Origin of the sequence: Gordonia sp. UBA5067 (genome assembly GCF_002414845.1) — a bacterium.
GTDB classification, from domain to species: domain Bacteria; phylum Actinomycetota; class Actinomycetes; order Mycobacteriales; family Mycobacteriaceae; genus Gordonia; species Gordonia defluvii.
The window spans coordinates 32456-59436 of record NZ_DIAX01000028.1; the positions used below are offsets into that span (position 1 = coordinate 32456).

Genomic DNA, 26981 nt, shown 5'->3' on the forward strand with positions numbered 1-26981 from the left:
CCGAAACTGGACGACAAGGGGCGGCTGACACTGCCCGCAAAATTTCGGGACGCATTGGCAGGAGGGGTGATGGTCACTCGCAACCAGGACAACAGCCTCGCCGTCTATCGCCTCGACGATTTCGATGTGCTTGCGGAGCGGACCAAAGCTGCCTCGCGCAACAACCCGCAGGCCCGCGCGTATCAGCGGTACTTCTTCGCCAGCGCCGATGAGCAGCGGCCCGACGGGCAGGGTCGTATCACCCTGTCGCCCGACCATCGGAACTATGCGGGGCTGACCAAGGACTGCGTGGTGATCGGCAGCTTCGACCACCTCGAGATCTGGGACGCCCAGACGTGGGGGGCATACCAGTCCGAGCACGAGGAGGACTTTTCCGCAGCGGGCTCGGACGCCTTTGAGGCCCTGCTCTAGACAACCGAATGAGCCCCGTGACCGCCATCGTGGGTGAGACGAGGCCTGCGCCCGATCCGACCCTGACGCACTTCCCCAGCGCCAGGTTCGCGATCGGGCGGGGACCCCGGTTCATCCACTCCAGCTGTCCGGCTACACGAGAAGGGCGCGCGATGAGCGGCGGTGATCACGGGCATATCCCGGTAATGGCGGATCGGATCATCGACCTGCTGGCGCCCGCGGTGACGCGGCGGAGCCCCACCGGGGTGGGGGCGGTGGTGGTTGATGCGACACTCGGCGCCGGTGGCCACGCCGAATTGCTCCTCGCGACCTTTACCGACCTGACTGTGGTCGGCATCGATCGGGACGGCGCTGCCCGCGAAGCAGCGGCCGACCGACTCGCATCGTTCGGCAGTCGCGCTTCGGTCAACGCCGGTCGATACGACGAACTCGACCGGGTCCTGCAGGCACCCACCGGCCTCGGTCGAAGCCTCACCGAGGTCGACGGAGTGCTCTTCGACCTCGGTGTGTCGTCAATGCAACTCGACCAGCGCAATCGTGGATTCGCCTACTCCGTCGATGCGCCGCTGGACATGCGGATGAACCCCGAGGACACCCTGACCGCGGCCGACGTGCTCAACACCTATTCGCACGGTGATCTGGCCCGGGTACTCAGCGACTACGGCGAAGAGCGCTTCGCCGGAAGAATCGCCTCGGCGGTGGTGGCAGCGAGGCGCGAACGTCCGTTCACCACAAGTGCACGGTTGGTGGAGTTGCTGTACGCGACAATTCCGGCCGCCACTCGCCGGACGGGTGGTCATCCGGCGAAGCGCACCTTCCAGGCGCTGCGTATCGAGGTTAACGGCGAGCTCGATTCGCTTCGGGCAGCCCTGCCGGGCGCTCTCGATGCGCTGACGATCGGTGGGCGAACGGTGGTGATGAGCTACCAATCGCTGGAGGATCGCATCGTCAAGCGCGAGTTCGCCCAGCGCTGCCGGTCGAGTTCTCCGGCGGGTCTGCCGGTGGAGTTGCCGGGCACCGCCCCGCGCTTCACCTTGGTCACCCGCGGAGCCGAGCAGGCGACGGAGACCGAGATCGACGCCAATCCACGCTCGGCCCCCGCACGGGTCCGCGCCATTGAACGAATCGCGCCCGACGGGGCGGAGGGGGGAGTGCAATGATGCGCATTTCGGGGGAATCGGCGGCAGTGCCGACTGGTGAGCTGTCGGTGATCGATGCGCCGCGCCAGCGGCGCGCTGGGGCCGGTGCGGTGCACCGCGCGAGCAGGTCGCGCGCCGCGCAACGTGCCGTCGACCGCCGCGCCGCGCGTCTCGCGCGGGAGGCGCGCAAGCCCGAACAGCCGGGCAAGCGCGGGCGGATCCGACCGCAGGTGCAACGCCCGGGCCTCATCGCGCAGATCCGGTCCATGCCGTTCGCGGTACCCGTTATCGGTCTAGTCGCAGCCGGCCTGATCGCCACCCTGTGGCTGTCCACCCGCGCTGCGCAAGATTCGTACGAACTCACCGTCGCCAAAGTGGCGCACCAGTCGCTGGTCGACAAGCGTGACGCGCTCAAACGGACGTACGAGTCCGCCGATTCGGCACCGGAGCTGTCGGACAAGGCAGCCCGGCTCGGACTTGTCCCGGCCCGCAACTCGGCCCGCCTGGTCGTCGGTGACAACGGGCGGGTGAACGTGCGGGGCACCCCGGCGCCGGCAGCGGGACGCGCGCCGCGCTCGATCAACCCGAAGCCCATTGACGAGGCGCTGCGTCATATCGATGCGAACAAGGTCGAGGACTCGACGGGTCTTCCGGGGGCCGATCCGGCGTCGCAGCCCGATCCAGGGCCGCCGGTGGGTGCGCCGCCGCCGTCGAACCCGAGCCGGCCTGATGACCAGGGACAAGCACAGGCACCGGGACAAATACAGACACCGGGGCAACAGGCGAATACGCCGGCGCCGACCGAGGCGACGCCCAATGTGCTACCCCAATCCGACGCGGCTACTCGCGGCGCGCCGAGGACAAATCCTCGGCGCAACTCGTAGTGACGGGAATGATTGAGAATCATGACGCGCGCCGCTTTTCACCTCCGAGCTCCCCGTCGGGGTCGGCCGGGGACTCCGGTGGAGGGCCGGGGGTTCACGCGTACGAACCCGTCGGCGGCGGGCGGTTCGCGCCGTCCGCCGACGGGCGGCACCGGACACCAGACGGGTGAGAAGGGGCCTGACCGGTTCACTGTTCGCACCCGCTGGGCCGTGGTCTTTGTGGCGATTGCCGTCACCGCGATCGCCGGCCGACTGGTCGTGGTGCACACCGTCGAGTCACGATCTCTCGCCGCGGCGGCGGCGGCTCAGCGTGAGTACACCCAGGTCCTGACGGCCACCAGAGGAGCGATTCTGGATCGCAACGGACGCCCGCTGGCCTACACCGACGAAGCCCGCGCGCTGACGTTCCTTCCGCAAGCGGTGCGCACCGCCGCCGACGCCGCCCATCACCGCGACCCCAAGGTGCCCGACGCCGCAACCAGATTCGCTGAAATAGCGAAAGGCGTCTCGGCCGCGCTCGGCGGATCGATTTCCGAGGCCGATCTGCTGGCGAAGCTGAACGGCTCGGAGAAGTTCGTGTACCTCGCACGCTCGGTGGCGACCGATGTGGCGGCCCGGATCGTCGCGGACTTCCCGGAAGTCGGTGCCGATCCGGAGAACTTGCGCCTCTACCCGGGTGGCTCGCTGGCGGCCAACGTCGTCGGCGATGTCAACTTCGACGGCAACGGCCTTATCGGCCTGGAGTCGTCGATGGACTCGGTGCTCGGCGGGACGAATGGGTCCAAGACCTACGACCGCGGCTCGGACGGTGCAATCATCCCGGGCAGCGCTCGCAACGTTGCGTCCGCGATCAACGGTGCGACGATCCGGCTCACCCTCGATTCAGATATCCAATGGTTCGTGCAGAGCCAGGTCTATGCGGCAAAGGCAGCCTCCGGGGCGAAGCGTGTCGCGGCCGTCGTCTTGGACGCCAAGACCGGCGAGGTTCTCGCGATGGCGAACGATTCGACATTCAACGCGTCGCGGCCGCTGTCGGAACAGCGTGACGCCAACCTCGACAACCTGGCCGTGACCACACCATTCGAGCCAGGCTCGGTGAACAAGGTCGTTACCGCCGCGGCCGCGATCCAGTACGGGGTCACCACCCCCGAAGCGCCGCACCTGGTGCCCGGCTCCATCCGGATGGCCGGGGTAACGGTCAAGGACGCGTGGTCCCACGACGCCCAGCGCTTCACCACCACCGGAATCTTCGGCAAGTCCTCGAACGTCGGCACGCTCATGCTTGCGCGGCAGGTGGGCGAAAAGCGGTTCGCCGACATGGTCAGCGCGTTCGGGCTGGGACAGCGCACGGGCGTCAGCCTTCCCGGTGAGAGCCCGGGCCAGGTACCGGCACTGTCCCAGTGGTCGGGCGGTTCGTTCGCCAACCTGCCGATCGGCCAGGGCCTCTCGATGACCCTGCTGCAGATGACGTCGGTCTACCAGGCGATCGCCAACGACGGCGTGCGCATTCCGCCGCGCGTCATCGCTGCGGAGGCACGTGACGGGCACCGGGAGTCGCCCTTGCCGGTGCCCGAGGGGGTGGCGGTGGTTTCGCCGGAGACTGCCCGGACGGTCCGCGATATGTTCCGCGGCGTCGTCCAGAACGATCCGACCGGGAGGCAGCGGGGCACCGGAACGCAGGCCGCGGTGCCCGGTTACCAGATTTCTGGAAAGACCGGGACCGCGCAACAGGTCGATCCGCGGTGCAACTGCTACTCGAACTCGCGCTACAACATCACCTTTGCGGGCATCGCTCCCGCGGATAGCCCCCGCTACGTGATCGGGTTGATGCTCGACAATCCGCAGCGCAGTGCGGACGGCAGCGGTGGGCAGTCGGCTGCCCCGTTGTTCGGCACGATTGCGAGCTGGTTGATGCAGCGGTCCCGGGTCCCATACTCGCCGCCCGCGCCGCGTTTGGTGCTCGAGGCGGACTGACCGTCGACGGCGCCCGGTAGATTGACACTCCATGGGTACTGACTCGATCCGTCCCGAGCACGTGGTTCCGACGCCGGTCGCCGATCTTGCCGCGCTGATCGGCACTGTCAGCGGGGGAGAGGGCGGCGAGGTCTCCGGGGTCACGCTGCGCGCGCAGCACGTGCGCCCCGGTGACCTGTTCGCCGCCTTACCCGGTCTGCGGGTCCACGGTGCGGCTTACGCCGAGGAGGCGATCCGGCGTGGCGCCACCGCGGTGCTCACCGATCCGGCTGGCGCCGACCTCATCGCGGAACAGGCCGGTCGGCGCCGGTCCGCGGTCGCCGTCCTGATCCATCCGGATCCGCGTAGGGTGCTCGGCGTCCTCAGCGCACGCGTCTTCCACCACCCGAGTGCGGCGTTGGCACTCATCGGAATCACCGGTACCTCGGGCAAGACGACGACCGCGTACATGGTGGAGGCGGCCTTGTTGGCGGCCGGGCGGTCGGTGGGGCTCATCGGCACCGTGGCCACCCGCATCAACGGCGTGGTGGCGCCCAGTTCGCTGACGACACCGGAGGCTCCGGACCTGCAGGCTTTGCTGGCGGCGATGGTCGAGCGCGGCGTCGACACGGTCGTCATGGAAGTCTCCAGCCATGCGCTGTCCCTCGGACGGGTGGCCGGTACTTCGTTTGCCGTCGGCGGATTCACCAATCTCTCGCAGGACCACCTCGACTTCCATCCGACTATGGAGGACTACTTCGCAGCGAAGACGGCGTTGTTCGCACCAGATTCGCCAGTGGCCGCCGCCACCGCGGTGATCTGCGTCGACGATGAGTGGGGGCGGCGGATGGCGGCGCTCACCGACGATCCGGTCACGGTTGCGACGGTCGACCTACCGTCGCAGCGGGCGGGCGACGCGCCGGCCCGGCGCTGGACGGCCCTGGTGGCAACCGGTGACGGGGCGGCGACCCTCCTCGAACCCTCCGGGGACGAGCACGCACTGTCGGTTCCGCTCCCCGGTCGCTACAACGTGACCAACGCGGCGCTGGCGGTCGCGCTGTGCGCCGCTGTGGGCGTCGACGTGCGGCGAGCCTGCGCGGGAATCGCCGATGTCGTGGTGCCCGGTCGACTGGAACCAGTGCAGGCCGGGCAGGACTTCCTGGCCGTAGTCGACTACGCCCACAAGCCGGCCGCGGTCGAGGCGGTGCTCGCGACGCTGGGCGCCGAATCCGCGGGGCGGATCGCCGTCGTCCTCGGCGCGGGGGGCGACCGGGACCGGGGGAAGCGGGCGCAGATGGGAGCCGCGGCCGCGCGCGGCGCCGATCTGGTGATAGTGACCGACGACAATCCGCGAACCGAGGACCCGGCTACGATTCGCGCCGCGGTGGCGGCGGGTGCCCGGGCGGTCGGTGACGGGCAGCGTCGTGCCGCCGAGATCCGCGAGACCGCCGGCCGGGCCGAGGCGATTGCCGCCGCGGTGGCATGGGCCCGGTCCGGCGATGTCGTCCTGATCGCGGGCAAGGGCCACGAGGCCGGCCAGGAGATCAATGGCGTCAAGCACGATTTCGACGATCGGGTGGTGTTGGGGAATGCGTTGGCAGACCTGATGAGCCGGCGGGACGAGGGCTCCCGATGAGCGTCGGCGCCGATCCCCGGCCCGGTTCTGACGAGATCACGGTGATCGACAGCGCCGGGGCCACATCGATTGCCGAGGGCAGGGCGGTGCTGCGTCGGTTGGTGGAGATAGCCGCCGATACCGGCGCCGGCAGCACCCATCGAGGGGCGCCCGGTGCCGCGCGCACGTGGTTGGTGCTCGGCGAGTTGGCCGACGAATCAGAGGTGGACCGTCGCGTCATCGACCATGACCTTCTCGGGCGTGCCGCGGTGCGGCTCGCCGTCGACAAGATCGTCTGCATCGGTGACTCACGGCCGGTCCGAGCGGCGCACCAGGGCGCGGTTATGGAGGGATCGTGGGGCGACGAGGCCAACCTGGTCGGGACCGCCGAGGAACTCGCGCTCCGGTGGCGAGACCCGGGTGAGCCGGCGCCGTCGGGCGGTGATGTGATCGCCCTGGTCGGCGGGTGGGATCGGACTGCGGTGCTCGCCGTGTTGGCCGAGCGGGACCTGGTGGTCCGGCGGATCTGACGACACGGTTGGATGGTGGGTGTGCCGGTCCCGCGCCGTTAGGCGGAGCGGGGCACCCGGGGACGGAAGGGACTGGGATTAGTTGAGCGGGATGGAGCAGATGTGACGCATGACGTGACGCAGATTCTGGTGGCGGGGGCGGTCGCCCTCGTTGTCTCGATCGGCTTGACGCCGGTGCTGATCAGGGTGTTCACCAAGCAGGGGTTCGGGCAGGAGATCCGTGTCGAGGGGCCGGAGAGCCACCAGACCAAACGGGGAACGCCGTCGATGGGCGGTGTGGCCATCGTCGCCGGACTGGTCGCCGGCTACTTCTGCGCTCACATCACCGGATACCTCCTAGACGGCTCGGGGCCGACGGCGTCGGGGTTGCTCGTACTGGGTTTGGCGGTGATGCTGGCGATCGTCGGCTTCCTCGATGACATCATCAAGGTCCGCAAGCATCGCAACCTCGGTCTGAACAAGACGGCGAAATCGGTGGGCCAGGCTGTTGCCGCAATCCTGTTCGGGGTGCTCGTACTCCGGTTCCGCAACGAGTACGGCTACACCCCGGCCAGTGAACACCTTTCCTACGCGCGCGATATCAGCTCGATCACGCTGGCCGGTCTCGGTGGCGTCGTGTTCGTCCTCTTCGTTTGGTTCGTCGTCGCCGCATGGTCCAACGCGGTGAACTTCACCGACGGGCTCGACGGGCTGGCCGCGGGCTCCATGGCGATGGTCCTGGGTTCCTACGTCCTGATCACCTACTGGCAGTATCGGAACGCCTGCCAGGGTGGCGCGGCGGGAGTGGCGTCGGCGCCGGGCTGCTACGCGGTGCGTGATCCACTCGATCTGACCATTCTGGCCACGGCCGGTGGTGCGGCCTGTCTGGGATTCCTGTGGTGGAACGCCGCTCCGGCGAAGATCTTCATGGGCGACACTGGTTCATTGGCCCTCGGTGGCCTGCTGGCGGGGCTGTCGATCGTGACCCGCACCGAATTGGTCGCGGTGGTCCTCGGCGCGCTGTTCGTCGCCGAGATGGTTTCGGTGGTCCTGCAGATCCTGGTGTTCCGGACATCGGGGCGCCGACTCTTCCGCATGGCGCCCTTCCATCACCATTTCGAGTTGGGCGGGTGGGCCGAGACCACGGTCATCATCCGGTTCTGGCTGCTGACGGCAGTCTCCATCGGATTGGGTCTGTCGCTGTTCTACAGCGAGTTCAAGAATTTCGGTGGCTAGCCACGGCGATGAGCGTGCCGCCGAACTCGTAGCCGGGTTGGGCGGCACGGACGTCGTGGTCGCCGGGTTCGGCACCGCGGGGCGTTCGGCGGCGGGCTATCTGCGTTCGGTGGGTGCGCGTGTCACGGTGGTCGATTCCGCGTTCGGTGCCGCCGAGTCCGGCGGCGGGCTGGACAGGGTCGGCGTCGACGAGGCGGTCGCCGATGCCGCGTTGTGGGGGGGTGTGCGACTGCTCGTCGTATCCCCGGGGTTCGCCCCGGACCATCCGGTGGTGGCGGTAGCGCGGGCCGCCGGTGTTCCGGTGTGGGGGGAAGTCGAGTTGGCCTGGTGGGTCGATCGCAGTGGTGTGACGGGCCCGCCGCGGACCTGGTTGGTCGTCACCGGCACCAACGGGAAGACGACGACCACCGCAATGCTCGAGTCGATCGTGGCCGCCGCCGGGCGGACCGTCGCGGCAGGCGGAAACTATGGGACCCCGGTCCTGGACATCCTGGTGCGGACCCCGCGGGTCGACGTGCTTTGCGTCGAGGCGTCGTCGTTTCAATTGCACTGGGCACCATCACTGGTCCCGGCGGCCGGTGTCGTTCTCAATGTGGCGCAGGACCACCTCGATTGGCATGGCGGGATGGCCGCATACAGCGCGGCGAAGGCGGGTGCGCTGCGCGGGCGGGTCGCGGTGGTCGGCGGCGATGATCCGATTGCGGCGCACCTTCGGGTTGGCGAGGCGTCCAGGCGCGTGGTCTTCACCCTCGGCGAGCCGGCCGATGGCGAGCTCGGCGTCGCCGGGGGCATGCTCGTCGACCGCGCCTTCGGTGTCCGCCGGGACCTCGTGGAAGTGGATTGCATCCATCCCGTGGGGCCGTCTGGGCGGGCCGACGCGCTGGCCGCGGCGGCACTCGCGCTGGCGATCGACATCCCGGTACCCGCAATTGCTGCGGGACTGGCGGGTTTTGTGCCGGCGGGGCACCGCGGCGAGCAGGTCGCCGAGTGCATCGGGGAGTCGGGCCGGCCGGTGGCGTTTATCGACGACTCGAAGGCGACGAATCCGCATGCGGCTGCGGCGGCGATCGCGGCCCGGCGCCGCGTGGTACTGATCGTTGGCGGCCTGCTCAAGGGTGCATCGGTCGACGAGATGATCGAGGGTGCGCGGGGTCGGTTGGCCGGGCTGGTAGTGATTGGACGCGATCGCGACGAGATTGTCCGTGCGATCGCGCGACACGCCCCAGAAGTCCCAACAGTCACAGTATTCACAAGGGACGATGGGCGGGTGACTGTTGAGAAGCTGCTGCCGACCCCCGACTTCTCCTCCGGAGAGGCGGGCACTGACCGGGCGAACGCGGTTGCGGTGATGGCTGCGGCGGTACGCCAGGCATGGGAGATCGCCCGTGTCGACGGCGACGTTGAAGCGGTTCTCCTCGCGCCGGCCGCGGCCTCCCTCGACATGTTCGACAGCTACGCCGCTCGGGGCGATGCGTTCACTGCGGCCGCCGCCGTAGTGGCCGGGGACCCGCGATGACGACGGCGGCGACCTCACCGAAGAAGGCAACTCAGGAGAAGGCAACTCAGAAGAAAGACACTGAAGGCGAGTCGAATCGGGCTGGCTCGCAGCAGCAGGAGTCGTTGCTGGCCTGGCCCAGGGTGATCGCCGACGCGGTGCGCAGCCTGCTCGCCCGTCCGACCGCTTCCTTTCACCTGGTCGTCGGGATGGCATTGGTGCTCACCGTGCTGGGGCTGGTCATGGTCCTGTCGGCCTCCTCGGTTGAGGGCTATTCGAAGGAAGGCTCCGCGTACAGCCTGTTCACCACGCAGGTGATCTTCGCGCTGCTGGGCCTCGTGGTGTTCTCGGTGACTGTTCGGCTGCCGGTGCGGCTGCTGCGCCGCGCCGCCGGTCCGATGATCGTGGTGACGACTATCCTGCTGGCACTGGTCCTCATCCCGGGAGTGGGCACGCTCAGTCAGGGCGCACGCCGCTGGTTCGTCGTATACGGGCTCTCGGTACAGCCATCCGAGTTGGTCAAAGTGGCACTTTGCGTGTGGGGTGCCCACCTGCTGGCCTCCCGCCGGCGCGACGGCGTCAGTCTCACCGAGTTGCTGGTGCCGCTCATCCCGGTGGCCGCCCTCATCTGTCTGCTGATTCTCTTGGAGCCGAACCTCTCGACGACCATCACCATCGCCATCATCGTGGCCGCCCTCCTGTGGTTCGCCGGACTGCCGTGGCGCGTCTTCGCGAGCTTCGTGGTGGTCGGTGCGATGATCGCGCTGGGCCTGGCTCTGATTGAGGGGTACCGATCTGAGCGTGTCCGAAGCTTCATCGGCGCGATCAACGACCCCCAAGGGGCCGGGTACCAAGCGCGGCAGGCCTTGTATGCACTGGCGAACGGCGGTGTGTTCGGTGTCGGGCTGGGTCAGAGCCGCGCCAAGTGGAACTATCTGCCGAATGCGCACAACGACTTCATCTTCGCGATCGTCGGCGAGGAGCTGGGACTCATCGGGGCCTTCGTCGTCATCGCGTTGTTCGTCGGCCTGATGCTCATCGGAATGCGGATCGCCCTGCGGTCGGAGGACCCTTTCCTCAAGCTGATGACCTCGACGATCACGGTGTTGATCACCGCGCAGGCGATCATCAACATCGGGTACGTGGTCGGCCTTCTGCCAGTCACCGGCATCCAGCTTCCGCTGGTGTCGGCCGGCGGTACGTCGACGCTGACCATGCTGGCCATGCTGGGTCTGATGGCCAACGCCGCACGTCACGAACCGGAATCGGTCACCGCACTTGCGCACGCCAGCCCGGTGGGCTGGCGTGCCCGGATGTGGCGACTGCCCGCTCCCGTGGCCTATCGGCCGAGCCGGGCGGAAAAGCTGCGCGACCGGATGGCCGGTCGCCCGCGGCGCTCGGAACCGGTTGCCCGTCGTCGTGCAGCGGCGCGCCCGGCGCGGCCCATCGCGGCCGGCGGTCGTTCGGTCGGCGCTCGCCCGCGCCTCACGGAGACCGGGTCACCGGTCCGGTCCGATCGTGATCGGCAGCAGTGGCCGCGGTCGGAAGCCGGTGCCGGCACACGACGCCGGGGATGGAACGGAGGGCGATGAGTCAGCGTTCATTGTCGGTCGTGGTGGCCGGTGGCGGCACGGCCGGCCACATTGAGCCGGCGATGGCCGTCGCCGACGCGGTTGCGGCGATCGACCCGGGCGCACGGATCACCGCGCTGGGCACCGCGAAGGGGCTGGAGACCACCATCGTGCCCGAGCGCGGATATGATCTGCGGCTGATTCCGCCGGCCCCGCTGCCGCGGGAAATGGGGCTCGACCTTGTCCGCACCCCGGCCCGGCTGATGCGCTCGGTGCTGGCGACCCGCAAAGTCCTGGCCGAGGTCCAGGCCGATGTGGTGATTGGATTCGGTGGGTATGTCGCGCTGCCGGCGTATCTCGGCGCGCGCGGTCACCTGCGCAGGCGCACCCGGATCCCGCTGGTGATTCACGAGGCCAACGCCAGTGCCGGGATCGCCAACAAGGTCGGGGCGCGGTGGGCCGACCGGGTGCTGGCCGCGACGCCGGATTGTGGACTCCCCGGCGCCGAAGTCGTCGGGATCCCGGTCCGCGGCAGTCTGGCGGGTTTGGACCGAGGGGCCGCGCGTGCCAAGGCCCGCCATTATTTCGGTCTCGACGAGTCAGCGCCCACACTGCTCGTGTTCGGTGGATCGCAAGGCGCACTGCGGCTGAACGACGCCGTCACCGGTGCGTCCTGGGCGCTCGGGGAGGCGGGGATCGGCGTCCTGCATGCCTATGGGCCCAAGAATGAGATCTCCCCGGCGCGGCCCGCGGGCGCTCCGCCGTACATTGGCGTCGGCTACCTCAAGCGGATGGATTTGGCTTACGCCGCGGCCGATCTGGTGATCTGTCGGGCCGGTGCGATGACGGTGGCCGAGGTATCGGCGACGGGACTGCCGGCCGTCTATGTTCCGCTTCCGCACGGCAATGGTGAGCAGGAGCTCAACGCTCTCCCCGTCGTCGATGCCGGCGGGGGGCTGTTGGTTCCCGACGGCGAGATGACGTCCGAATGGGTGGCTCGTGAGGTTCCCGCGCTGCTGGCCGATGCGCCGCGCCTGGCCCAGATGGCAGAGAAGGCGGCCGTGGGCGGGCACCGCGATGCCGCCAATCGCGTCGCGGCGGTGGCCCTGGCACTCGCCGCCGCCCACCGCGGGGCAGACTTGTAGCCAGACGAGAGGACCGAGACGTTCAATGGCGGAGATCGAATCGGCAGCATTGCCGGCACACCTGAAGCGGGTCCACATGGTTGGTATCGGCGGCGCCGGCATGTCCGGTCTGGCGCGCATCCTGCTGGCGCGGGGAGGCCAGGTTTCGGGGTCCGACGCCAAGGAGGGCCGCAGCGTCCTGGCGCTGCGCACGCGCGGAGCGGTAGTGGCCATCGGCCACGACCCGGCGGCCATCGATGCGCTGCCGGGCGGACCCACTGTCGTTGTGAGCACGCGAGCGGCGATCCCCGACTCGAACCCGGAACTGGTTGAGGCGCGCAGGCGCGGCATCGACGTGGTGATGCGCCCGGCCGTGCTGGCGACGCTGATGGCGGGCTATCGAACGTTGCTTGTCGCCGGCACGCATGGGAAGACGTCGACGACGTCGATGGCGGTGGCCGCGCTCCAGCACTGTGGGGCGGACCCGTCTTTCGCAGTGGGCGGTGAGCTCAATGAATCGGGGACGAATGCCCATCACGGGAGTGGCGAGGTGTTCGTCGCCGAAGCCGACGAAAGCGACGGCTCGCTGCTGGAGTATCCCGCTTCGGTGGTCGTGATCACCAACATCGAAGCCGACCATCTCGACTTCTTCGGCAGCGTGGATGCCTATGTCGCCGTCTTCGATGAGTTCGTCCGCGGAGTCGACCGGGGCGGTGTGGTGGTCGCCTGCGTCGACGACCCCGGCGTGCGCGCACTGCTGGAGCGGAGTGGTGACGCCCTGGCCGCCACCGGCGTGGCCGTGTGGGGCTACGGCCATCAATCCGGCGATTCGGCGGATCGGCCCGACCACCTGTTGGCCGAGTTGGTGGAGTTCACCAGCGATCCCACGGGGGGCCGTAGCCGGGTGCGGCTGCACCCGCCACTCGTCGACGAGGCCGTCGAGTTGACGCTGGTCACCCCGATGCCGGGAGTCCACATGGCCCTCAACGCGCTGGCCGCCGTCCTGGCCGACTTTGCGGTCGTGGATAAGTCGATCCCGCTGACTGCGGTGGCGGCCGGAATCGCCGAGTTTTCCGGGGTCCGGCGAAGGTTCGAATACCGTGGCAGCGCGGGCGGGGTCCGGGTCTACGACGACTACGCCCACCACCCGACGGAAGTTCGCGCAGTGTTGTCGGCCGCGCGCGCCGCGGCAGGCGGCGGGCGGGTGATCGCGGTGTTCCAGCCACACCTGTATTCCCGAACGCTGGAGTTCGCCGGGGACTTCGCCGGCGCGCTCGACCTCGCGGACGAAGCGGTTGTCGCCGAGGTGTTCGGCGCACGGGAAGAGCCGATGCCGGGGGTGAGTGGTCGATTGATCACCGAGCAGATGACTGGCCCGGCACAGTTCGTGCCCGATATGTCTGACCTGGTTCCGGCCGTCGCGGCGATCGCCAAACCCGGCGACCTCGTTCTTACGCTGGGGGCGGGCGATATCACGATGCAGGGTCCGGAGATACTCGCGGCGCTGGGCGGCCGGGGGTGAGTCCTGCCCGTCGCTGGCCGGTCGTCGTGGCGGTGGTCGCGCTGGTGGCAGGACTGGCGGCAGTCGCGTACTTCACCCCGCTGATGTCGGTCCGCGCCGTGTCGGTCCACGGACTCGAGTCGGGGTCGACGTTGACCGCGGACCAGGTGGTGGCGGCCGCGCAGGTCCCCAAGGGGCGCCCGTTGCTCCAGGTCAACACGGCGCAGGCGGCCCACCGGGTGGCCGCGATCGCGGCGGTGGAGACGGCTCGGGTTAGGCGGCAATACCCGTCGGCGATCGAGGTGATCGTTGTCGAGCGCAGGCCGGTCGTACGGGTGGAGACCGATCGCGCGGTCCACGTGCTTGACCGCCTCGGCGTGTCGTATCGGCACTATGATCGGGGGGTTGCGGTGCCCCCCGGCGTGGCCGGGCTGCCGCTGTTGTCGACGCCCAGCCCGGGGCCGACGGACCCGGCGACGACAGCGGCGCTGGGTGTTGTCGCAGGCCTTCCGCCGGACTTGCGGGCCTCGGTGGTTGCGGTGGAGGCCCAATCGCCGGTAGATCTGAGTTTCCGGCTGAAGAACGGGGCCACCGTGGTGTGGGGTGACTCGACGCGTGCCGACGACAAGGCCGTCGCGTGGCGGGCCATCATTACCCGCCGGGGAACCCTCTATAACGTATCGAGCCCTGACTACCCGTCGTACCGCTAGGGGATCGGGCACATCGGACGCCGCATTCCTGGTGCACGTCACTGAACAGGCGTGGAGGGTGTGACGGGAGTTAATCGGTGAGAGAAGTTTGCGACACGCCGCGGCGATGCTGGCCCGGGCACGCGGCAGTGCCTAGCGTGGCCCAGTGAAAGTTCAGTACTTGACATAACTCTACATCTATGGTTCAGGTTTAGAGTTTTTCCTAGAAGGGCGAGTCGTCATGACGCCACCGCACAACTACCTCGCCGTGATCAAAGTCGTCGGCATCGGCGGTGGTGGCGTCAACGCCGTCAACCGGATGATCGAGCAGGGTCTCAAGGGCGTCGAGTTCATCGCCATCAACACGGACGCGCAGGCACTGCTGATGAGTGATGCCGACGTGAAGCTCGACGTCGGCCGTGACTCGACGCGGGGGCTGGGTGCCGGCGCCGATCCCGAGGTGGGTCGCCGGGCGACCGAGGACAACCGAGACGATATCGAGGAGCTCCTCAAGGGCGCCGACATGGTCTTCGTGACCGCAGGAGAGGGCGGCGGCACCGGGACGGGCGGTGCGCCGGTGGTGGCGTCGATCGCCCGCAAACTCGGAGCGCTGACGGTCGGTGTCGTCACCCGCCCCTTCGCGTTCGAGGGCAAGCGGCGCAGTGGTCAGGCCGACGCCGGGATCACGTCGCTGCGGGAGTCCTGCGACACCCTGATCGTCATCCCCAACGACCGGTTGCTGCAGCTCGGCGACGCGAACGTGAGTCTGATGGACGCGTTCCGTAGTGCCGATGAGGTGCTCCTCAACGGTGTCCAGGGCATCACCGATCTGATCACCACACCGGGCCTCATCAATGTGGACTTCGCCGATGTCAAAGGCGTGATGAGCGATGCCGGCAGCGCGTTGATGGGCATCGGGTCGGCACGCGGCGAGGAGCGTGCCAAGAAGGCGGCCGAGCTTGCGATCAACTCACCTCTGCTCGAGGCCTCCATGGAGGGTGCGCGCGGCGTGCTGATCTCGATCGCGGGCGGGTCAGACCTCGGTCTGTTCGAGATCCACAACGCGGCGACTCAAGTCCAGGAGGCCGCCCACGAGGACGCGAACATCATCTTCGGCACCGTGATCGACGACAACCTCGGTGACGAGGTGCGCGTCACAGTGATCGCGGCCGGGTTCGACGGCGGCGCACCGCGTCGGCGCACCGATGCTCCGGCGGTTGGGCATACCGGCGTCGCCGCCGGTCAGGCCGGGAAGGTCAACTCGCCCGCTGTGGGGGAGTCGATCTTCAGTGGCGGGTTCGACGCCAATCCGGCGGTCCAGCGCAGCGACGAGATGCGCCCCAATGCGGTGCGCCTCGACGACGACGACGTCGATGTCCCCGACTTCATGAAGTGATGGGAGTCGTTCGCCGGGTGGTGACCACCCGGGAGGGGGGCGTATCGGTTGCGCCGTACGACTCATTCAACCTGGGCGACCACGTGGGTGACGATCCGCAGGCGGTCGCGGCCAATCGCTCCCGCCTGGCCCGGCACGTGGGCCTGCCCGATGAGCGGGTGGTGTGGATGGAGCAGATCCACAGCCCGACGATCACCGTCGTCGACGGGCCCGTCGACGGGCCCGTGCCGGCGACCGACGGATTGGTCACCGCAGCCCCGAATCTGGCACTGGCGGTGCTGACCGCCGACTGTGTGCCGGTGCTACTCAGCGACGATGAGGCCGGGGTGATTGGTGCGGTGCACGCGGGCCGGATCGGGGCCCGCAACGGCATTGTGGCCGAAGCGCTGCGCGTCATGGTCGGACTGGGCGCCGATCCGGCGCGGATCAGCGCACTCCTGGGGCCGGCCGCGTCCGGACACTTGTACGAAGTGCCGCCGGACATGGCGCGCGACGTGGAGGCGCGGCTGCCGGGGAGCATGTGCCGCACCGGCGCCAATACGATCGGGCTCGACCTGCGGGCCGGAATCACGCGACAACTCGCTGCAGCCGGGGTCACCGCGATCGCCGTTGACCCTCGGTGCACGATTGCCGATGAGCGGCTGTTCAGTCATCGCCGGGGTGCGCCAACCGGACGGTTGGCGTCAGTGATCTGGCGGGAGGCGCACTGATGGAATTGCTTGCGTGTCGTGCCGGGCGGGGGCCAGTGGCGAGGGCTACGGTAGGCAACAACAACAGATCACTTTGGTCACACGAGAAACATCAATCACAATCGTGACGCGGACCGTCGTCGCCGACCAACAGAGAGGCCCGAGATGACCACGATGCAGAAGTTCAAGGCCTATTTCGGCATGGTTCCGCCGAGCGAGTACGAGGACGACTACCTCGATGACGGGACCGGAGCGGTGCGCCGGGTGCGTGGACGTGGCGACTACGACGATCGGTACCGCCAGGACTCCTACCGCGACGGTGGTGGCTACGGCGATTCCTACGGTGACGAACCCTATGGCGCTGATGGGTTCGGCGGCAATCAGCACCATGCTGGCCGCTACGGAGACGAAGGCGACCTGCGCCGCGAGCGAATGCGCACGTCGAGTCGCTACGACGAGGACGAGCGAGACTACGCCGCCGTCGGCAACGGCGGATATGTCTACACCGGTGCAACGCGGGGCGAGCCGCGCGGCGCTGCCCGGCTCGAGCCCTTGCAGCGTTCGGCCGGCGCGACGCTGCGCGCGGTGGGGGCATCGGCGGCAGCGGGTCACGACGCCGATTTGGACGGGGTGGGCGGCGACGGACAGAAGATCACCACGCTGCGCCCGTCGAGTTACAGCGAGGCCCGCACAATCGGCGAGCGGTTTCGCAACGGCAACCCGGTGATCATGGACCTGGTGGATATGAGCAACGCCGATGCCAAGCGCCTCGTCGACTTCGCCGCGGGCCTCGCCTTCGCATTGCGCGGCTCCTTCGACAAGGTTGCGACGAAGGTCTTTCTGCTGGCACCAGCCGATATCGACGTCTCGCCGGAGGACCGTCGACGGATCGCCGAGACCGGCTTCTACAGTCACTCCTAATCGCGCCGCACCGACCCCGGAAGTGTCCCGGCGGCGGATTTGCGGCAGAGTGTCCCTGTGACCGTTTTCCTCACCGTCGTCGGCTATCTGCTCTGGGTGTACTGGATGCTGCTGCTCGCGCGACTGATACTCGAGCTGGTGCGCTCCTTCGCCCGAGACTGGCGGCCCAAGGGGGCCGTCGTCGTCGTCGTAGAAGTGATCTTCACCCTCACAGATCCGCCGATTAAATTGCTGCGCCGGGTGATTCCACCGCTCAACATCGGTGCGGTGCGGCTGGATTTGTCGCTGATGATCGCCCTTATTGTGGTGCTGATCGCCCGGCAGATCGTGATGGGCCTGGCTGCGGGCTGAACGGGCTAACCCACTGGTCGGAATGAGATTGGACTAGGGTGGCTAGGGACGCAATGTCAATGTCAGGCGACCGTTGTGTTGCGAGACCATCTCGGGCCGGTGCGACCAGCGGGAGGTTTGTGACAGGATGGTGCGCTAGTGGCAGGACTGCCAGTTGTTGATGGAGCGTCGTGAGAGACGTTCGATGGGCAACAGCCACGAGGACGTTGAGGCGAGACTCGCCTTCGACACGGATGTAAGGGGAATGAGCCATGCGGTTGACACCGGCTGATGTGCACAATGTCGCGTTCAGTAAACCGCCAATCGGCAAGCGCGGTTACAACGAGGACGAGGTCGATCAGTTCCTAGACTTCGTCGGGGCAGAACTCGCCCGACTCATCAGCGAGAACAACGAGCTCTCCACGCGCGTGGAGGAGCTCGAGTCTGAGGTCGCGCACGCCCGGGCCGCTGGTGGTCCCGCCCCCGTCCAGGCCCCGCTCGCCCCCGCGCCGGTCCCGGTCTATGCTGCCCCGGAGCCGCCGCGGCCCGCCGTGGTCAGTGACGACGACGCCAATGCCCGCGCAGCCCGGGTCCTCGCGCTCGCGCAGGACACGGCCGACCGGCTCACCGCCACGGCCCGGACGGAGTCGGAAAGCGTACTGGGCGACGCGCGCAATCGTGCCGACGCCATCGTCGCCGACGCGCAGGCTAAAGCCGACGGAATCTTCGTCGATGCCCGGCAGCGCGCCGAAGCCATCCTGGCCGATGCACAAACCCGCTCGGAGGCTCAGTTGCGCCAGGCTGCCGAGCGTGCGGATGCGATGGAAGCCGATGCGCAGCGCAAACACAGCGAATTCCAGGCGATGTTCAGCCAGCAGCGCGGACTGCTTGAGGGGCGTATTGAGCAACTCAAGACCTATGAACGCGAGTATCGGACCCGGCTGAAGACCTACCTGGAGTCGCAGCTGGAGGAACTTGACCAGCGCGGGAGTGCCGCGCCGGTCGATGGTGGTCGTGAGGCTATCGCCGATTCCGGGGGCTACCCGGGCAACGAGTTGGGCTGACGCCGATCGGGGGGTGTGAACCATGTTGAGTGCTGCCATTGTCGCCGCTGTCGCGGCGTTCGGACTGCTGGTCGCCGGATTGGTGACCGGGCAGGTGTGGCTGGCGATCGCCTGTGTGGTCGCCGCCGTGATCGGACTGGTCCTGTTGGTGATCGACCTCCGCCGGGGTGCCCGCCAAACCGCGCTGGAGGACGCGCCGACTACCGGCGCCTTTCTCGGTGAGGACGTCGATGCCTTCGTCGCCCAGCGCGAGGCCCAGCGCGAGGCGCGGCGCGAGGCCGGCACCGGCGGGATGTCCCTCGGACGGGTGGCCGCGGTCGGCGGATTCCGCGAGGCGGAGCCGGACTTCACCGGTCCGCTCAACCTCGCCGGGCTCGCGCAGCCGGGTGCAGCTGCGCCAGCGGGCGACCGGCCCATGGGTCGGCCATCCCAACCGCCGATGATGGCTCCCGCCCCGGCCCAGTCGGCCCCGGCCCAGTCGGCCCCGGCCCAGTCGGCCCCGGCCCAGTCGGCCCCGGCCCAGTCGGCCCCGGCCCAGTCGGCCCCGGCCCAGTCGGCCCCGATCACCGGACCGTCTTTCACCCTGCCGACGGTGTCCGCACCCCGCCGGCCGCCCGCCGACACCGGGAGCGGGGCGATTCGGACTGGTCCGGGGCACCGCCGCGTCGGTAATCTGCACGACTACGTCGCCTCGACCGGGTCCGTTCCGCGGGTTGAGGCCAGCGGAACGATTCCCGCCGACAACAGCGAGCCAGGCACGATTCGTTGGGAGTCCTCGATTCCGCCTGCCGGGTCAGCGCTGGTGTCCGACCAGTCACGGGAAGCTATTCGGCATGTCAACGACCTTCCGCCGACGCCGCCGACACCGCGGCGGGCCCGGCGTGACGAGCCGCCGCGGGCCAAGCCGATCGACCCGCTGGATCCCAATTGGCGTCCGCCGCGCGACTGACTAGACTGTCGACTGCGTCGATCCGGCAATCACCGGGGAGCACTCGGAAGAACAGGGGCGCCGCCCTCGGCGGCGACCCAGAGTAGAACCGAGCGGGTCTGGGCCCGTCATAGCCCGACTGAAAGAGTGGCCGTTGCACCGCCCGCCGGGCGCCGCGATCGGCAAGCGGGGTGGTACCGCGACGACCGGCCTCATGGCCGACGGCGTCCCCGTGCTGGTGAACGAGCACGGAGGTACTGCGTGGCAACGCCCGATCGACCCTATCCCGTCGTCGACCTGACCGGCGGCACCCCGCGTGCGCCGAGGTTCCCCGATATCGAACAGACGGTACTGGCGTACTGGGATGTCGATGGAACTTTTGCCGCGTCGATCGAAAACAGGTCCACCGCGCCGGAGTTTGTCTTTTATGACGGACCGCCGTTCGCCAATGGGCTGCCGCACTACGGCCATCTGCTGACCGGCTACGTCAAGGACGTGATCCCGCGGTTCCAGACGATGCGCGGCAAGCGTGTGGAACGCCGGTTCGGGTGGGACACCCACGGGCTCCCCGCGGAACTCGAAGCAGAGCGGCAACTCGGCATCACCGACAAGGCGCAGATCGAGACGATGGGCGTCGACAAGTTCAACGAGTACTGCCGCGATTCGGTGCTGCGCTACACCGGCGAGTGGCGGACCTATGTTCAACGACAGGCGCGGTGGGTTGATTTCGACAACGACTACAAGACGCTCGACCTCGACTTCATGGAATCGGTCATGTGGGCGTTCAAAGAGCTCTACGACAAGGGTCTGATCTATCAGGGCTACCGGGTGCTGCCGTACAGCTGGTACGAGCAGACGCCGCTGAGTAACCAGGAGTCCAAGCTCGACGACGCATACCGGATGCGCCAGGACCCGGCGCTGACGGTAACCATGCCGCTGCACGCCGGCGCAGGTGCCGACGGACCGCACGCAGAGTTGAACGGCGTGAACGCGCTGATCTGGACGACGACTCCGTGGACGTTGCCGTCGAACCTGGCGATCGCCGTGCACCCCGATACCGAGTACTCACACGTTCGCACCGCTCAGGGTACCGACTACCTCTTGGCTACCGCGCTGGTCGGCTCCTATACGCGCGAGCTGGGGGAGGTACAGACCATCGGCACCTATCTCGGAAGCGAGTTGGCCGGGCTGGCCTACACCCCGCCGTTCGACTATTTCCGGGGCCACCCGAACGCCCACCGCGTGCTCCTTGCCGACTACGTCACGACCGACTCGGGCACCGGCGTGGTTCATCTGGCGCCGGCATTCGGCGAAGAGGACATGGACGTCGCCGCGGCCAACGGGATCGAGGTGGTACAGCCGCTGGATCCGGGCGGCCGCTTCACCGAACTGGTGCCCGACTACGAGGGGCAGATGATCTTCGATGCCAACCCGGCCATCATCAAAGATCTCAAGGGCCGGGATCGGGTCCTGCGGCACGAGACGATCGAGCACTCCTATCCGCATTCGTGGCGGTCGGGCCAGCCGCTGATCTACATGGCGGTGCCCTCGTGGTTCGTCGACGTGACCGCCGTGAAGCCGCGCATGATCGAGCTGAACCAAGAGATCTCCTGGTCGCCGGCGCACCTGCGTGACGGACAGTTCGGCAAGTGGCTCGAAGGCGCCAAGGATTGGAACATCAGCCGCAATCGGTATTGGGGAGCGCCGATCCCGGTTTGGATCTCCGACGATCCCGCCCACCCGCGGATCGACGTGTACGGCAGCCTCGACGAACTCGAGCGCGATTTCGGGGTGCGTCCAGACGATCTGCACCGCCCGGGAATCGACGAGCTGGTCCGTCCCAACCCGGACGATCCGGCCGGGCGTTCGATGATGCGCCGGGTGCCGGAGGTCCTCGACTGCTGGTTCGAGTCCGGGTCGATGCCGTATGCCCAGGTCCACTACCCGTTCGAGAATCGCGATTGGTTCGATGGGAATGCCGCGACCGGTGTCCTGCCGCACAATCCGGGCGACTTCATCGTCGAGTACAACGGGCAGACGCGCGGCTGGTTCTACAATCTGCACGTCCTGGCCACGGCGCTGTTCGACCGTCCCGCGTTCCGCAACGTGTCCTCGCACGGGATCGTGCTGGGTGATGACGGACAGAAGATGAGCAAGTCGAAGCGCAACTTCCCCGACGTCAACGAGGTCTTCGACCGCGACGGCTCCGACGCGATGCGCTGGTTCCTGATGGCGTCGCCGATTTTGCGCGGTGGCAACCTCATCGTCACCGAGCAGGGTATCCGCGAGGGAGTCCGGCAGGCACTGCTACCGCTGTGGAACGCCTACAGCTTCCTGCAGCTCTACGCCGAGCGGCCCGCCACCTGGCGGACCGATTCCGATCACGTGCTCGACCGCTACATCCTGTCAAAGCTCGCCCTGACCCGCGACGAGATCACCGATGCGATGGAGATCTTCGACATCTCCGGTGCGTGCGAGTCGTTTCGCGAGTTCTGCGAGTCGCTCACCAACTGGTATGTGCGTCGTTCGCGTGCGCGGTTCTGGGCCGGGCAGGATGACGATCCGGCGGCCTTCGACACCCTCTACACGGTGCTGGAGGTGGCCAGCCGACTCGCGGCTCCGCTGCTGCCGCTGGCGACCGAGGCGATCTGGCGGGGCCTCACCGGGGGGCGGTCGGTGCATCTGACTGACTGGCCGTCAGCGCACGACCTGCCACGCGATCTGGAACTCGTGTCCGCGATGGACGAGGTCCGGGCGGTCTGTTCGGTCACCTCCAGGGTGCGCAAGGCCAACAAACTGCGGGTCCGCCTGCCGTTGTCGCAGCTGACGATCGCCTCGTCGACCGCAATGCGACTGGCGCCCTACACCGATCTGATCGCCGACGAGATGAATGTGAAGTCCGTAGCGCTGCATACTGACCCGTCCGAATTCGGCAGCAGTGAAATCGTGGTGAACGCACGGGCGGCGGGTCCGCGGCTGGGTAAAGACGTGCAGCGTGTGATCAAGGCGGTCAAGGCCGGAGACTGGTCGGTAGAGGCCGGCGCCGACGGAGCCGAGACAGTCGTCGCCGGTGGTGTTGAACTGCGCGCGGGCGAATACACCCGCAAGCTAGTGGCCGCCGCCCCCGATTCGACGGCGGAGTTGCCCGGGGGAGCCGGGCTGGTGGTGCTCGACACCGCGGTCACGCCCGCACTGGAGGCCGAGGGCTGGGCCAAGGACCGGGTGCGCGAGCTCCAAGAGGCGCGCCGTGACCTCGACCTGGATATCATCGACCGGATTGTGGTGCGGCTAGCAGTGCCCGCTGACCGGGCGGCGTGGGCACACGCCCACGCCGGGCTGATCGCCGACGAGGTGCTCGCCACCGACTTCGCGATCGACGCCGACGGCCTGCCCGGGGCGGTCGAACTCGGCGACGGTGTGAGCGCGGACATCCGCAAGGCCTGAGGTGGCGAAGGACGATCCGCGCCAGATCAGCAATCGGTGGGTGCTGCATCTGGACATGGACGCCTTCTTTGCGTCGGTCGAACAGCTGACCCGCCCAACGCTGCGCGGGCGGCCGGTGCTCGTCGGGGGCCGCGGCGGCCGGGGCGTCGTCGCCGGGGCCAGCTACGAGGCCCGCGCGTATGGCGCGCGATCGGCGATGCCGATGCATCAGGCTCGGCGTCTCGTCGGCGCCCCGGCGGTGGTGGTACCGCCGCGCGGCGCGGTGTATCGGGCAGCGAGCGAGCGAGTCTTCGGTGCTGTGCGCGAGTCCATTCCCGTCATCGAAATGCTGTCCTTCGACGAGGCGTTCGGAGAGCCCGCCGAGCTGGCCGGGGCGGGTTCGGACGACGCGCGGGCCTTTGCCGAAGCCCTGCGCGAGCGGATCCGCCGGCAGACGGGCCTGACGGCCTCGGTGGGCGCCGGCAGCGGCAAGCAGATCGCCAAGATCGCCTCGGGTGCCGCCAAGCCAGACGGAGTGCTGGTGATCGAACCCGATCGCGAGTTGACCTACCTCCACGCGTTGCCGGTCCGCAAGCTGTGGGGAATCGGGCCGGTATCGGGAGATCGGTTGGCGCGCTTGGGGATTGAGACGATCGGCGACTTCGCGGCGCTGGCGCCGACCGAGGCGGCCTCGGTGTTGGGGGCGAAGATCGGGCTGGCCCTGCACGAGTTGGCCCGCGGGATCGACGAGCGACCGGTGCGCGAGCGCGCCGAGGCCAAGCAGATCAGCTCGGAGTCGACGCTGGCCGTGGACATCGTCGACCTGGTCCCGTTGCGCGAGGAGATTTCGCGAGCTGCGGCAGATGCTCATCGTCGCCTCTCGACCGATGGCCGGCTGGCCCGCACGGTGGTGCTGAAACTGCGCCGCGCCGACATGTCGGTGCTGACCCGGTCGCTCACGCTGGCAGTCGGTGCGGCAGATCTCGTGGATCTCACCGCGGCAGCGCAGCGCCTCGCACTCGATCCGCGCGACATCGGGCCGATCCGGCTCGTCGGCGTCGGCTACTCGGGCCTGACCACCGCCGAGCAGTTCACCCTGTTCGACAGCCCGGCCGGCGAGGTGATCGGGGAGGCTGCGCCCGATGACGACTCACCCGAGCTCACCGCGGCCGGACTCGACAGCGCCTTCGGTGAGTCGCAGGAGTCGGGCTGGGCCACCGGCTCTGACGTCCGCCACAACGAATACGGTCACGGGTGGGTGCAGGGCACCGGCCATGGAGTGGTGACGGTCCGCTTCGAAACGCGCGCCACCGGGCCGGGAATCGCCCGGACATTTACCCTGCCCGAACCCTTCCTCCAGATCGCCGACCCACTCGATTCGCTCGACTGGAACGAACCGGGCTAGGCGGGACCCGACCGCGCGAGGAAGTCGGCGATGTCATCGCGGGAGGCGCCAGCGGTCAGCAGGGCGATCACCGCCATGCGGGCCTGCGGGGCACGCAGCCACGCGGAGACGAGGGCGCCCGCGGCGACGAGATCGACGGCACCGCCGCCGCCGCCGTAGCGGGCGGCCACCTTCCCATAGGGGACGCGGGTGCTCACCACGACCGTGACGCCTTGCTGCACCGCCAGGGACACCTGTGCGGTGATGTCCGGATGGGTGTTGCCCGAGCCGGTGGCGGAGAGAACGATGCCTGCGGCGTGTTGGGATACGGCCGCCGCGATCGTGCCGGGACTTACCCCCGGATACAGCGCGAGGGTGTCCACTCGTGCGGTGCGCCCCGCCGGTACCGGTAAATCGGCCAGTGGTCGACCAAGGCCGGGGTGTACGACATCGTAGGCGCGAAGAGCCTCGGTATCGACTTTGAATAGACCCCGGACGGGCTGCGGGTCGCCGCCCACCACCACCTGGACCCCTCGCCCGACCGAATCCGGATCGAGGGCGCAGGCAATGGCGGCGACAATGTTGCCCGGGCCGTCGGCGTCGGGCTGATCGCTGGGCAGCTGCGCCCCGGTGAACACGACGGGCCGCCGGTCATGGGCGTACAGGTCGACCAGGAAGGCCGTTTCCTCCATCGTGTCGGTGCCGTGTGTCACAACGACCCCGGTGACGCTGGGGTCGGCCAGGGCACCGATGACCGCCGTCGCGATGATGAACTGGTCGTGCGTTCGTAGGGCGGAGGAGTCCCGGGTCATCAGGTCGATCGTGGCGATATCCGGCTTCGCGGTGGTTCCGGCCTGGTCAAAGGCTGCCTGTGCGAGGTTCATGAGATCACCGGAGTGCAGGACCGGAACCGCGCCCCCGGCGGTTTGATGGGCGGCCACGGTGCCGCCGGTGGTGATGAGCGCGATCCGCTTTGACGCCATGTGTCCAGCCTGTGGGAACCAACCGCCGTGGTCAAGCGTTGTCGGCATGTTGACTGCTGCGAATACCAGCTTTGCGGGGTCGCGTGAACTAGCCTCGTTGAGGGCTTTGGCATAGTGGAGTGCGGCGCAATGGCCGTCAGAGAAGGATGGAAACGTGAAACTACCGAAGGTTTTCGCCGGTGTGATGGTCGCCGGAGTGGCGCTGTCGGTTGCCGCTTGCGGCGGCAACAGTGATGACGGCTTGCCTCCGCTTTCCCCGGTGAGCACAACAACCCAGGCCTCGGCTGCAGCGTCGAGCGGCGGCAAGTACGACCTGACCGGGGTCACCAACCCCAAAGTCCGCCCGACGGTGAAGACGCTCAACAAGATGCTGGACCTCGCCCTGGACCCCAACGTCCCCAACTCCGAGAAGACCAACCTGGTTGAGGGTTCGGAGAAGGATCCCGACGTGTTCAACAAGCTCGTCCAGGCCCGTAAGGACAATCCCGACGCGACGTACAAGATCTTCCCGCCGGTCATCCCGGCCGGGCCGAAGCGGGCCACCGTCAAGGTTCAGGTGAAGATCGGCGAGAACCCGCCGGCCAAGGCCGAAGCGGGCATCGTCTTCGTCGACGGCCGGTGGAAGTTGTCGAGGGACACCGTCTGCCCGTTGCTGAGCGGCAACAACGTCAAGACCGCGATGTGCCCGGCGCCGGCCGCTTCACATCCGGGGACCACGCCCACCGGATAGGTACCCGGCACTCCGGCGGGCCACCTCCCGTCAGCGACCCGCTATCGGCTCCACTGGAGTTGATAGCGGGTTTGCTGCACAAGGGGCCGCGTGGCGTCGTCGCCCACGAGTTCGCGCGCCCCGTGGACATCGATCGACCCGCCGATGGGCAGTGCGCGCCGAAGATCGAAGCGGGCCGTGCCATGCCCGAGCGCCGTATAGCGGGCGATGCGCAGCGTCTTACCGGTGCCCGGCACGGTGTACTCCGCCCCGGTGGGCGTCTCGTCGACGGAGATATCGAGGTCGATGAGGTCGCCGGCCCGCCTGCGCAGCGTCGCCGTGACGGTCTGGTGCAGGGTTGTCGCGCCGAGCAGCGTGCGGGTGATGCGCCAGCTCGCCCCGGTGCCGACGGGCTCGCTGGGCAGCGCGACAATATTCTGTAGCGCCGTCGCCACGGTGTTCTCCACGATGGCCCGCGCGGTCGTCGGGGCGCCGTCCCGGGGCCAGAGCCGCAGTGAGACCGGCGCACCCGAATCGCCCAGCGTCAATCCGCCGCGCGAGCCGTTGTCCTTGGCCAGGTCGGCCGACAGTCGGGGGTCGGTGGCCGACAGCGCGTCGAAGCGCAGCGCGACGTCGGTGTCATCGGTGCAGTTGCGGCGCTCGGTGATTTCGGCGGTGACCGATTGGTCCTCCCGCGAGATCGAGTCATCCCCGCCCGTGTCGGCCAGCCGGGTCAGCACCGTCGTCGTCGACGTGATGCGTGCCCGGTGTGCAGCCGTTCGGTCCGGTGCGGCGCGCAGTGCCTGATGCGGCGCCGTCCCGCTCGAGATCAACTCGACGGCCGGGGGGGCCAGCGGAATGGGTCGTGCCGAGGCGTCCGTCGTCGCGGCCGTGGCGCAGGGGCCGTCATCGGCCGCCTTGTCGGCGCCGCCGCAGGCGACGAGTGCGCCAACGAGCACGCCGGTGAGGGGGAGAAGTGCGGCGCGGCACAGCGCAGCCGTCGCGGACGGGGTCAGCACGGGGCCAG

23 protein-coding genes are annotated in these 26981 nt (G+C 68.4%); 21 read left to right on the forward strand and 2 right to left on the reverse strand.

The window, feature by feature from the left end:
- The 20 genes from mraZ to B4M62_RS04295 all read left to right on the forward strand — a co-directional run.
- On the forward strand, positions 1 to 411 hold a 411-nt coding region (mraZ, locus tag B4M62_RS04200; RefSeq protein WP_290705592.1), incomplete at its 5' end, for a division/cell wall cluster transcriptional repressor MraZ.
- Positions 412 to 563: 152 nt separating this feature from the next.
- Positions 564 to 1571 carry a 16S rRNA (cytosine(1402)-N(4))-methyltransferase RsmH gene (rsmH, locus tag B4M62_RS04205; protein WP_290705595.1) on the forward strand — a complete coding sequence of 336 codons (1008 nt, stop codon included), beginning with the start codon at positions 564 to 566 and terminating at the stop codon, positions 1569 to 1571.
- Entirely contained in the window at positions 1568 to 2434 is an 867-nt protein-coding gene (locus B4M62_RS04210; RefSeq protein WP_290705598.1) for a hypothetical protein, read from the forward strand. Before rsmH ends, B4M62_RS04210 begins: the two co-directional genes overlap by 4 nt.
- A gap of 21 nt (positions 2435 to 2455) precedes the next feature.
- Entirely contained in the window at positions 2456 to 4408 is a 1953-nt protein-coding gene (locus B4M62_RS04215; RefSeq protein WP_290705601.1) for a peptidoglycan D,D-transpeptidase FtsI family protein, read from the forward strand.
- 31 nt (positions 4409 to 4439) lie between these two features.
- Entirely contained in the window at positions 4440 to 6023 is a 1584-nt protein-coding gene (locus B4M62_RS04220; protein ID WP_290705603.1) for a UDP-N-acetylmuramoyl-L-alanyl-D-glutamate--2,6-diaminopimelate ligase, read from the forward strand.
- Positions 6020 to 6532, forward strand: coding sequence for a UDP-N-acetylmuramoyl-tripeptide--D-alanyl-D-alanine ligase (locus B4M62_RS04225; RefSeq protein ID WP_290705606.1), 513 nt, complete (start codon positions 6020 to 6022; stop codon positions 6530 to 6532). The genes B4M62_RS04220 and B4M62_RS04225 overlap by 4 nt, the downstream gene beginning before the upstream one ends.
- Positions 6533 to 6646: 114 nt before the next feature.
- Positions 6647 to 7747, forward strand: a complete 1101-nt coding sequence (gene mraY / locus B4M62_RS04230) for a phospho-N-acetylmuramoyl-pentapeptide-transferase (RefSeq protein WP_290705807.1) — start codon at positions 6647 to 6649, stop codon at positions 7745 to 7747.
- Positions 7740 to 9263: a UDP-N-acetylmuramoyl-L-alanine--D-glutamate ligase gene (murD, locus tag B4M62_RS04235; RefSeq protein WP_290705609.1), complete on the forward strand. Its 1524-nt coding sequence runs from the start codon at positions 7740 to 7742 to the stop codon at positions 9261 to 9263. The genes mraY and murD overlap by 8 nt, the downstream gene beginning before the upstream one ends.
- Positions 9260 to 10834 (forward strand): putative lipid II flippase FtsW, encoded by a 1575-nt coding sequence (gene ftsW / locus B4M62_RS04240; protein ID WP_290705612.1) that lies wholly within the window; start codon positions 9260 to 9262, stop codon positions 10832 to 10834. Before murD ends, ftsW begins: the two co-directional genes overlap by 4 nt.
- Positions 10831 to 11958 (forward strand): undecaprenyldiphospho-muramoylpentapeptide beta-N-acetylglucosaminyltransferase, encoded by a 1128-nt coding sequence (gene murG / locus B4M62_RS04245; protein ID WP_290705615.1) that lies wholly within the window; start codon positions 10831 to 10833, stop codon positions 11956 to 11958. The genes ftsW and murG overlap by 4 nt, the downstream gene beginning before the upstream one ends.
- A 25-nt stretch (positions 11959 to 11983) precedes the next feature.
- Complete coding sequence (gene murC, locus B4M62_RS04250) at positions 11984 to 13459, forward strand: UDP-N-acetylmuramate--L-alanine ligase (protein ID WP_290705618.1); 1476 nt, start codon at positions 11984 to 11986, stop codon at positions 13457 to 13459.
- Positions 13456 to 14148: a cell division protein FtsQ/DivIB gene (locus tag B4M62_RS04255; protein ID WP_290705621.1), complete on the forward strand. Its 693-nt coding sequence runs from the start codon at positions 13456 to 13458 to the stop codon at positions 14146 to 14148. The genes murC and B4M62_RS04255 overlap by 4 nt, the downstream gene beginning before the upstream one ends.
- Before the next feature lie 220 nt (positions 14149 to 14368).
- Positions 14369 to 15523 (forward strand): cell division protein FtsZ, encoded by a 1155-nt coding sequence (gene ftsZ / locus B4M62_RS04260; protein ID WP_290705624.1) that lies wholly within the window; start codon positions 14369 to 14371, stop codon positions 15521 to 15523.
- Complete coding sequence (gene pgeF, locus B4M62_RS04265; RefSeq protein ID WP_290705627.1) at positions 15523 to 16233, forward strand: peptidoglycan editing factor PgeF; 711 nt, start codon at positions 15523 to 15525, stop codon at positions 16231 to 16233. Before ftsZ ends, pgeF begins: the two co-directional genes overlap by 1 nt.
- 144 nt (positions 16234 to 16377) lie before the next feature.
- Positions 16378 to 17133, forward strand: coding sequence for a cell division protein SepF (locus B4M62_RS04270; RefSeq protein ID WP_290705630.1), 756 nt, complete (start codon positions 16378 to 16380; stop codon positions 17131 to 17133).
- Positions 17134 to 17190: 57 nt separating this feature from the next.
- The gene (locus B4M62_RS04275) at positions 17191 to 17484 is read left to right on the forward strand and encodes a YggT family protein (RefSeq protein WP_290705633.1); all 294 of its coding nucleotides are present in this window, start codon (positions 17191 to 17193) and stop codon (positions 17482 to 17484) included.
- Positions 17485 to 17735: 251 nt separating this feature from the next.
- Positions 17736 to 18527, forward strand: coding sequence for a DivIVA domain-containing protein (locus B4M62_RS04280; protein WP_290705636.1), 792 nt, complete (start codon positions 17736 to 17738; stop codon positions 18525 to 18527).
- Positions 18528 to 18549: 22 nt separating this feature from the next.
- A complete protein-coding gene (locus tag B4M62_RS04285; protein WP_290705639.1) occupies positions 18550 to 19476 on the forward strand; it encodes a hypothetical protein in 927 nt (308 codons plus the stop codon).
- 240 nt (positions 19477 to 19716) lie between these two features.
- The gene (gene ileS, locus B4M62_RS04290) at positions 19717 to 22899 is read left to right on the forward strand and encodes an isoleucine--tRNA ligase (protein ID WP_290705641.1); all 3183 of its coding nucleotides are present in this window, start codon (positions 19717 to 19719) and stop codon (positions 22897 to 22899) included.
- Between the two features lie 55 nt (positions 22900 to 22954).
- Complete coding sequence (locus tag B4M62_RS04295; protein WP_414651779.1) at positions 22955 to 24283, forward strand: DNA polymerase IV; 1329 nt, start codon at positions 22955 to 22957, stop codon at positions 24281 to 24283.
- On the opposite strand, the gene B4M62_RS04300 is transcribed toward B4M62_RS04295, so the two are convergent.
- Entirely contained in the window at positions 24280 to 25245 is a 966-nt protein-coding gene (locus tag B4M62_RS04300; protein WP_290705645.1) for an asparaginase domain-containing protein, read from the reverse strand. The genes B4M62_RS04295 and B4M62_RS04300 overlap by 4 nt on opposite strands.
- Positions 25246 to 25399: 154 nt before the next feature.
- On the opposite strand from B4M62_RS04300, the gene B4M62_RS04305 reads away from it, so the two are divergent.
- The gene (locus B4M62_RS04305) at positions 25400 to 25975 is read left to right on the forward strand and encodes a hypothetical protein (RefSeq protein WP_290705647.1); all 576 of its coding nucleotides are present in this window, start codon (positions 25400 to 25402) and stop codon (positions 25973 to 25975) included.
- Positions 25976 to 26016: 41 nt separating this feature from the next.
- Here B4M62_RS04305 and B4M62_RS04310 read toward each other — a convergent pair whose 3' ends face one another.
- Positions 26017 to 26973: a hypothetical protein gene (locus tag B4M62_RS04310; protein ID WP_290705823.1), complete on the reverse strand. Its 957-nt coding sequence runs from the start codon at positions 26971 to 26973 to the stop codon at positions 26017 to 26019.
- Between the last annotated feature and the right edge of the window lie 8 nt (positions 26974 to 26981).

Excerpts from the sequence above, each read along its gene's own strand:
- rsmH (WP_290705595.1), top strand. The coding sequence starts at position 564 with ATGAGCGGCGGTGATCACGGGCATATCCCGGTAATGGCGGATCGGATC.
- B4M62_RS04210 (WP_290705598.1), top strand. The coding sequence starts at position 1,568 with ATGATGCGCATTTCGGGGGAATCGGCGGCAGTGCCGACTGGTGAGCTG.
- B4M62_RS04215 (WP_290705601.1), top strand. The coding sequence starts at position 2,456 with ATGACGCGCGCCGCTTTTCACCTCCGAGCTCCCCGTCGGGGTCGGCCG.
- B4M62_RS04220 (WP_290705603.1), top strand. The coding sequence starts at position 4,440 with ATGGGTACTGACTCGATCCGTCCCGAGCACGTGGTTCCGACGCCGGTC.
- B4M62_RS04225 (WP_290705606.1), top strand. The coding sequence starts at position 6,020 with ATGAGCGTCGGCGCCGATCCCCGGCCCGGTTCTGACGAGATCACGGTG.
- ftsW (WP_290705612.1), top strand. The coding sequence starts at position 9,260 with ATGACGACGGCGGCGACCTCACCGAAGAAGGCAACTCAGGAGAAGGCA.
- murG (WP_290705615.1), top strand. The coding sequence starts at position 10,831 with ATGAGTCAGCGTTCATTGTCGGTCGTGGTGGCCGGTGGCGGCACGGCC.
- murC (WP_290705618.1), top strand. The coding sequence starts at position 11,984 with ATGGCGGAGATCGAATCGGCAGCATTGCCGGCACACCTGAAGCGGGTC.
- ftsZ (WP_290705624.1), top strand. The coding sequence starts at position 14,369 with ATGACGCCACCGCACAACTACCTCGCCGTGATCAAAGTCGTCGGCATC.
- pgeF (WP_290705627.1), top strand. The coding sequence starts at position 15,523 with ATGGGAGTCGTTCGCCGGGTGGTGACCACCCGGGAGGGGGGCGTATCG.
- B4M62_RS04270 (WP_290705630.1), top strand. The coding sequence starts at position 16,378 with ATGACCACGATGCAGAAGTTCAAGGCCTATTTCGGCATGGTTCCGCCG.
- B4M62_RS04280 (WP_290705636.1), top strand. The coding sequence starts at position 17,736 with ATGCGGTTGACACCGGCTGATGTGCACAATGTCGCGTTCAGTAAACCG.
- B4M62_RS04285 (WP_290705639.1), top strand. The coding sequence starts at position 18,550 with ATGTTGAGTGCTGCCATTGTCGCCGCTGTCGCGGCGTTCGGACTGCTG.
- B4M62_RS04295 (WP_414651779.1), top strand. The coding sequence starts at position 22,955 with ATGGACGCCTTCTTTGCGTCGGTCGAACAGCTGACCCGCCCAACGCTG.
- B4M62_RS04300 (WP_290705645.1), bottom strand. The coding sequence starts at position 25,245 with ATGGCGTCAAAGCGGATCGCGCTCATCACCACCGGCGGCACCGTGGCC.